This is a genomic window from Methanosarcina sp. (assembly GCF_035390745.1).
Classification (GTDB): Archaea; Halobacteriota; Methanosarcinia; order Methanosarcinales; family Methanosarcinaceae; genus Methanosarcina.
In genome coordinates this window covers 1-1925 of record NZ_DAOOUJ010000134.1, presented here as the reverse complement: position 1 = coordinate 1925, position 1925 = coordinate 1, and the positions used below count along the sequence as shown (strand labels likewise).

The 1925-nt window shown below is 38.1% G+C and carries 3 protein-coding genes; all 3 read left to right on the top strand.

Going from position 1 to position 1925, the window contains the following annotated elements; translation table 11 throughout:
• Positions 1-272: 272 nt before the first annotated feature.
• On the top strand, positions 273-494 hold the full coding sequence (locus PLL47_RS14850; protein ID WP_324447356.1) for a CxxC-x17-CxxC domain-containing protein: 222 nt from the start codon (positions 273-275) through the stop codon (positions 492-494).
• A gap of 336 nt (positions 495-830) precedes the next feature.
• On the top strand, positions 831-1052 hold the full coding sequence (locus PLL47_RS14845; RefSeq protein ID WP_324447354.1) for a CxxC-x17-CxxC domain-containing protein: 222 nt from the start codon (positions 831-833) through the stop codon (positions 1050-1052).
• Between the two features lie 583 nt (positions 1053-1635).
• On the top strand, positions 1636-1925 hold a 290-nt coding region (eif1A, locus tag PLL47_RS14840; RefSeq protein ID WP_324447352.1), incomplete at its 3' end, for a translation initiation factor eIF-1A.

Below are 1925 nucleotides of genomic sequence, written 5' to 3'. Positions count from 1 at the left end.
CCGGAGAAAGTGAAGCTTTTTTCTTCCATCAAAAAACCGATTTAATAAAAGCAAATAAAGCTTCAGCCTGCCTTAAAAAATTTCCTTTATATATATCGTTCATATGAGATAAATTTATATATTATGACGGCTACGGAAATATTGGCAGTAAAAATAAAGAACCATATAATCTGTTATTAAAAACTTCATTTTTGTTTTTAATAAAAGAATCTATAGGATCTTATTTTTATAGCAAGCCAGAGGGATCCGCTATAAGCGGAGGTGAAACAAAAGTGAGTTTTAATGACAGAGGGAATTCCTTCAGGGGGAGAGACAGCAACCGTGGTGGCAGAGACAGCAGCCGCGGAGGTTTCAGAGGTGGAAGCAGTGGTCCCAGAGAAATGTATCCTGCAGTTTGTTCAGACTGTGGCGTTGAGACCCAGGTTCCGTTCAAGCCTATCGAAGGAAGACCGGTTTACTGCAGAGACTGCCTCCCAAAACACAGGAAGTTCTGAACCCAAAAATTCTGAAAATACTCTATTTTAAGTTTATATCTGGAGACCTCTGGGAAAAGGGTTTCCAATATTGTCTATTTATTTTCTAATACTGGTTCTTTGTTTCATACTGTATATTTATTCTTTATCTCGACATTTTCTTTCTTGAACTGCCTTCTGGATTTCTGAAGAGAGGTAGATTAATTATATATATGATAAAAAGACTGTAGAATTAGTAAAAATGATGAGAAGTATAATCTGTTATTAAAAACTCTGTTTTTGTTTTTGAATAATAAATTATATCCAATCATATTTTTATGAGCATGTTTATCCGCTGGAAGCGGAGGTGAAACAAAAATGGGTTTTAATGACAGAGGAAACTCCTTCAGGGGAAGAGACAGCAACCGTGGTGGCAGAGACAGCGGCCGCGGAGGTTTCAGAGGCGGCAACAGCGGCCCCAGGGAAATGCACAAGGTAATCTGTTCTGACTGCGGTGTTGAGACCGAGGTTCCTTTCAAGCCAACAGAGGGACGGCCGGTTTACTGCAGAGATTGCCTTCCTAGCCACAGAAAGTTCTGAATATAAGATTCTCTATAGGTGTTGTTCTGTAAAGATATACAGCAACACTGATTCACTTTTTAATCTTTGTTTTTTGCCTTATACTCAGGTGAAAGGCACGAAATCATAAGTTCTCACGAACTTGTATGTTAAGCTCTGAATCATTTAGCATTACTAATCGATACTAATAAAATTGTACTCCAGTCAGTATTTGTTGATGGAATCTAATCCGGATACGTTTTGACCGCTTTTATTAGGGATCATATGTTGGGAGGATAGGATCCCAGGAAATAGCTTCAAGATTTCCTGAAATTCTAACTTTTAATATTAAAGCCTATTATATTTTTTAAGGGTTTTTAATTTATTATTCATTTATGAACTTTCAGACCTGAGTACCTGGAGGAAATCAAGAGTATGGAAAGTATCAGTAATTAAGGCGAGTTATCTGGGGGAAGTTAAATAGGCAAATAAGCCCAGCATCCAAAACCAGAATTGAATCAATATCCCAAATCCGTCTAAAAAATCCCAAATTCATCTAAAAAATCCCAAACCTAAAATCAAAATAAACAAAAGAGGAATCAACCTGGCTAATTTCCGAAGTAATATGAGAAAGAGAAGAGAAGGAACGGTAAACGCTGCACCTGCTCAGGAAGTAACAAGGGTACGTACTCCACGTAGAGAGAACCACGAAGTACTGGCAACAGTAGGAAGTCTCTTAGGCTCAAAAAGAGTTACACTGCAGTGCATGGACGGCATTGTCAGAATGGGACGAATTCCCGGATCCAAAAACAAGAAGATGTGGATTCGTGAAGGTGATATTGTAATTGTAATTCCGTGGGAAATCCAGGATTCAAAAGCCGATGTTATCTGGAAATATACAAGGCCTCAGATAGA